Genomic DNA, 6,119 nt, shown 5'->3' on the forward strand with positions numbered 1-6,119 from the left:
GGACGGTGACGGCGGTCGGAGCAGGCGTCGCGGACCATACGGTCGGCGATCGAGTCGGAGGGTTGTGCGGCGGCGGCTCTTGGGGTTCCTTCGTCACGTGCGATGCGCGACTGGCGGTCGCCCTGCCGGCGGGGCTTTCCGACGGCCAGGCCGCCGCGGCGTCCACCACGCACACCACCGCGTATCACGCCTTGCATGAGCTGGCCCACGTCAAGGCCGATGATCGCGTCTTGATCCACTCCGCGGCAGGAGGGGTAGGGCAAGCGGCGATTGAGATGGCTCGCGCGGCGGGTGCCGACATATTCGCCGCCGCCGACAACGAGACGCACCGACAACTTCTGCGGGACAGCGGGATCGGATACGTCTACGACTCGCACAGCACGGACTTCGCCGACCTGATCCGTCGCGACACCGGCGGCCACGGCTTGGACATCGTGGTCAACTCGGGCTCCGGCGTCACCCAACGGTCCGGGCTCGAATTGCTGGCGCCGGGTGGCCGATTCATCGACATCAGCCATCGGGAGGCCCGGCTGGGACCAATCCCCGCAAACAATATCGCATTCCACACCGTGGACATGGCGCTGCTGTCGGCGAGCGAACCGGATCGCGTGCGCACCCTGCTGAGCACTGTGTACCGGTTGATCGCCGACGGCGCCCTACCGATGCCCGACACCACGCACTACTCGCTTGCGGACGCGGACAACGCGATTCGTCTCATGGCGGGCGGCGGACAGACCGGCAACGTCGTGTTCGACATACCGAGAAGCGGTGTCCGACGTGTGCCGGTGCCGCCGGCGCAGGCCCGGGTCTTCCGCCGCGACGGCGCCTACCTCATCACTGGGGGCCTCGGGGGCCTTGGTCTGTTCTTGGCGGAGAAGATGGCGGCGGCGGGCTGCGGGCGCATCGTGCTGTGTTCACGTTCGCAGCCGACGCCCGATGCCATCGAAACGGTCGAGCGCATCAGGGCAAGCGGCGCCGACGTCACGGTGGAGTGCGGTGACGTCGCGGAACCCGGCACCGCGCGCCGATTGGTTGCCACCGCGACCGCCACCGGCCTCCCGGTGCGGGGTGTGCTGCACGCGGCCGCGGTGGTAGACGACGCCACCCTGGTCAACATCACCGCAGAACTCGTCGAGCGGGATTGGAGCCCAAAGGTTCACGGCGCGTGGCACCTCCACACCGCCACGCTCGACCAGCCGTTGGACTGGTATTGCTCGTTTTCGTCGGCCGCCGCCCTGGTGGGCTCTCCCGGCCAGGGCGCCTACGCCGCGGCCAACAGCTGGCTGGACGCCTTCACCCACTGGATGCGGGCTCAGGGCCTGCCGGCTATCACCATCGGCTGGGGTCCCTGGGCCCGGATCGGGCGCGCCACCGCCCTGGCGGACAGCTCGGGCATGGCGATCGGGCCCGAGGAGGGCGCGTACGCGTTCGATGCGCTGCTGCGTCACGACCGCGCCTACACCGGCTACGCGCCGATCACGGGCGCACCGTGGTTGAAGCTGTTGACCGAGCGCAGCCCGTTCACCGAGGCGTTTCGCCCCGTCGGCGACGCAACGGGCACAAGCAAACTCCGCGCCGAGCTCAACGAGCTGCCCATGGACGAGTGGCCGGCCTCGCTGCGGCGACTGATCTCCGATCAAGTCAGCTTGATTCTGCGTCGCAGCGTGGATCCGGATCGGCCGCTGTCCGGATACGGCCTCGACTCACTCGGTGCGCTCGAACTACGTACTCGCATCGAAACCGAAACGGGGGTTCGCATCCCGTCCGCCGACATCTCGACCATCACGATCCGTGGTCTGGCGGGGCTGTTGTGCGAAAAACTGGCACCCGCGGAAGTCGCCTGATTCCGGGGGGTGATGGATGCAATTTGACGAGCGCGCGCTCCCCTTGACACGGGGACAGCTCGACATCTGGCTAGCACAGGAAACGGGCCGGTCCCGCACCGATTGGCAACTTGGCCTCTTCGTCAAAATCGAAGGACGCGTGGAGCGCAAGCCCCTCGAGTGGGCGATCCGCCGGGCGCTTCGGGAGGCCGAACCCGTTCGGACGTCATTCTTTTCGGATGACGGCCAGGTCCTGCAGCAGTCGATTGACGACCCGGAGGTTGACCTCGCCTTCCACGACCTGCGCGGCTCGGATCATCCCGTGCGGAAGGCCCAGGAGATCGCGGCGTCGATTCAGCGCACGCCCATGCCCTTCACCGGACCGCTGTTCAGGTTCGCGCTCTTCCAGACGGGCGTCAACGAATTCTATTGGTTCACTTGCTGTCACCACATCGTCGCCGACGCGTCGGGCATTGCCCTCGTCGGCCATCGGATCGCGACCATCTACTCCGCAGTCATCTCGGGCGCGCCCATGCCGTCCCCATTCTTCGGCTCGCTGGCGGACCTGGTCGCATGCGACTCGGAGTACGAAGCGTCGGCAGACTACCTCGAGGATCAGGCGTACTGGTCGAAGAATCTGCCATCCGACGACGGACCGGATCGGTGGTTGCGGCGGGGTGCCGGTGAGCGCGGTCCATATCGTTCCTCGGCGCCGGTCCAGCTGGATCCCGCGGTCATTCGCCGAGTCGAAGAGTTGTCCCACGCCTGGGAAATGCCGCGGTCATCGGTCATCACCGCCGCGTGCGCCCTGTTGGTGCGAGCCTGGAGTCACAACGGTTCGGAGGTGGTGCTCGACTTCCCGGTGAGCAGGCGGGTCACCCCGGAATCGAAGACGCTTCCCGGCATGGTCTCCGGCGTCGTTCCGCTGGTTTTGAAACTCTCGCCGGATGCCACGGTGGGTGACTTCTGCCGCCACGTCGATGCGCGAATACGTGAAGCGTTGCAACATCAGCGCTTTCCCGTGCGGGCACTGGAACGCAAGGCACGCTCCGGCGACCCCCGGCAGTTCGCCCAGCGGGTGAGCGTCAACTTCCTTCCCGCTGTGCTCGCCTTGGACTTCGGCGGCGTGGCGGCCTCGGCGTCATACACCAATTCCGGTCTCGCCGATGGCTTCGGGTTGTTCTTCTCCGCAGCCGGTGACCAACTGCTGTTCGGCACCGAGGGTGCCGGGGAGCTGTTTGCGGGCTTCGCCGTCGCAGACCTGGCCGAACGGTTGCTGCGGGTGCTGGCCGCGATGGCCGGCGACCCCGAACGTCGGCTGCTGTCGATCGACCCATGGGGCGCCGACGAGCACGCGCGGCTCGATGGGTGGGGCAACCGGGCGGTGCTGACCCAGCGGGCACCCGAGCCCGCGTCGATTCCGGAGCTGTTCGTCGATCAGGTTTCGCGAGCGCCAGCGGCGGTGGCGTTGACCTTCGAAGGCCGTTCGATGACCTACCGGGAACTCGACGAGGCCGCTAATCGACTGGCCCGTTTCTTGATCGGTCGGGGCGCGGGCCGCGGGCAACGTGTGGCTCTGCTGCTCGCCCGTTCGCCCGACGCCGTCATCGCGATGCTCGCGGTGCTCAAGACCGGGGCGGCGTATCTGCCGATCGATCCGGATCTGCCTGATGCGCGGATCGAGTTCATGCTCACCGACGCCACCCCGATCGCCGTCGTGACGACTGCGGAACTGCGGCCGCGGCTCGACGGGTGCGAGCCGACGGTCGTCGACATCGCGCACCCCGACGTAGCCACTCAACCCGGTGCCGCATTGCCTCCGCCCGCACCCGACGACATTGCCTACCTCATCTACACCTCCGGGACCACCGGTGTTCCGAAGGGCGTCGCCGTCACCCACCACAACGTGACTCAGCTCCTGCGATCGCTCAACCCTTCCGGACTGGTTTGGGCGCAGTGGCATTCGTTGGCCTTCGACGCCTCTGTCGAAGAGATCTGGAGTGCGTTGCTGTTCGGGGGCCGGCTGGTGGTGGTGCCCGAAGGGGTGGCCGGCTCGCCCGACGACTTCCGCGCGTTGCTCATCGACGAGCGGGTAGAGATGCTGAGCCAAACCCCCTCGGCCCTGGCAGCGCTACCCGCCGAAAACTTCGGAGCGACAACGCTACTGGTGGCCGGCGAAGCGTGTCCGGCCGAGGTCGTGGATCGATGGGCACCGGGACGGCTTATGGTCAACGGCTACGGCCCGACCGAGACCACCGTGTGCGCGACCAGAAGTGCGCCGTTGACGCCGGACTCGGGCGTGCCGCCGATCGGCGCGCCGGTGTCCGGGGCGGCGGCGTTCGTCCTCGACGAATGGTTACGTCCGGTTCCCGCCGATGTCGTTGGCGAGCTGTATATCGCGGGCCGCGGCGTGGCCGTCGGGTATTGGCGGCGGGCCGGCCTATCCGCGTCGCGGTTTGTCGCCTGCCCGTTCGGGTCGCCCGGAGGGCGCATGTACCGAACCGGGGATCTGGTGCGCTGGGACACGAGCGGGCAACTGCACTATGTGGGCCGCGCCGACGAGCAGGTCAAAATTCGTGGATACCGCATAGAACTCGGCGAAGTCCGCGCCGCATTGGCCGCGCTGGACGGTGTGGATCACGCCGCGGTGATCACCCGCGAAGACCAACCCGGCGCCCCGCGCCTGGTCGGCTACGTCACCGGCACGATCGACGCGGCCGACGCGCGCGCCGCGCTGGCCGGTCGGCTGCCCGGCTTCATGGTGCCGTCCGCGGTCGTGGTGATGGCTGCGTTGCCGCTGACGGTCAACGGCAAACTCGACACGCGAGCCCTCCCCGCGCCGGAATACAGCGATGCCAGCCGATTTCGCGCCCCGGTCACTGCGGTGGAGGAGGTGCTGGCCGGCGCCTTCGCACAGGTTCTCGGCCTCGAACGGGTCGGGATCGACGAGTCGTTCTTCGACTTGGGCGGCGATTCACTGTCGGCCATGCGCCTCGTCACCGCCATCAACAAGTCATTGAAAGCCGGCCTGTCGTTACGCGCCTTGTTTGACGCGCCCACGGTGGCGCTCCTGGCGCCGCACCTCAATGACGACGGGGCCGAGCGCGAGCCTTTGGTGGCGGGCGACCGGCCCGCTGTCCTTCCGCTGTCGTTCGCCCAGAGCCGGCTCTGGTTCCTCGAGCAATGGCGGGACCGCGCCGCGACCTACAACATGCCCACCGCGTTTTGGATCAGCGGGCCGTTGAACGTAGAGGCCCTTGGGGCGGCCCTCGACGACGTCATCGGCCGCCACGAGTCTCTGCGCACGATATTCCCCGATACCGACGGCGTCCCGTTCCAGCGGGTGTTGCCGGCCCGAAGCGGTATGTGGCAAGGCGGGGACGCGGCCGTGGCGTCGTTGCCCGAGCAGGACATACCCGCCGCGTTGACGGCCCTGGCCGGCCATCGCTTCGACCTATCGACTGACATCCCGATTCGCGTGCGGGTGTACTCGGTCGGCCCGGAGCGGCATGTGATCGGAATCGTTCTGCACCACATCGCCTTTGACGGGTTGTCGCTGGCTCCGATGGTGCGGGACATCAGCGTGGCCTACCGGGCGCGCGAGCGCGGCCAGCCACCCGACTGGCGTGAATTGCCGGTGCAGTATGCGGATTACACGTTGTGGCAGCGGGCGCAGTTCGGTGATCTCGATGCCGGTAGTGGTCCGATCGGCAGGCAGTTGGCGTTTTGGGAGGATGCGCTGGCGGCGATGCCGGAGCGGTTGGTATTGCCGACGGATCGGCCTTATCCGGTGGTGGCCGATCAGTGTGGGGCGACGGTGGCGGTGGAGTGGCCGGCGGGGTTGCAGCAGCGGGTGCGTGCGGTGGCCCGGGAGTGCAACGCGACGAGTTTCATGGTGGTTCAGGCGGCGTTGGCGGTGTTGCTGTCTCGGCTGAGCGCGAGTTCCGATGTAGTGCTGGGCTTTCCGACCGCCGGTCGAGATGATCCCGCGCTCGACGAATTGGTCGGCTTCTTCGTGAACACCCTGGTGCTGCGGCTGGATCTCACCGGGAACCCCACGGTCGCGGAGTTGCTGAACCAGACCCGTGAAAAGGGTCTCGCCGCCCTCGAGCATCGGGACGTGCCGTTCGAGGTGCTGGTTGAGCGGCTTAATCCGGTTCGGTCGTTGGCGCATCATCCGCTTGTGCAGGTGATGTTGGCGTGGCAGAGCCTGGCGGGGGCCGGTGGCGTAGACGGTGGTTTCGGTGGGGCCGTAACCGTTGACCATCACCCGCCCGGGCGCCCAGCGTGCGAGGA

Annotated in this window: 2 protein-coding genes; both read left to right on the forward strand. The window is 67.7% G+C overall.

The genetic code is table 11. The features are described 5' to 3' along the window. Positions 1 to 1,844: SDR family NAD(P)-dependent oxidoreductase (locus tag A5704_RS18965; RefSeq protein ID WP_156737705.1), on the forward strand; the 1,844-nt coding region annotated here is incomplete at its 5' end. Positions 1,845 to 1,860: 16 nt separating this feature from the next. Beyond that, positions 1,861 to 6,119: non-ribosomal peptide synthetase (locus A5704_RS29635; protein ID WP_156737706.1), on the forward strand; the 4,259-nt coding region annotated here is incomplete at its 3' end.

This window comes from Mycobacterium sp. E735 (assembly GCF_001666955.1).
Classification (GTDB): Bacteria; Actinomycetota; Actinomycetes; order Mycobacteriales; family Mycobacteriaceae; genus Mycobacterium.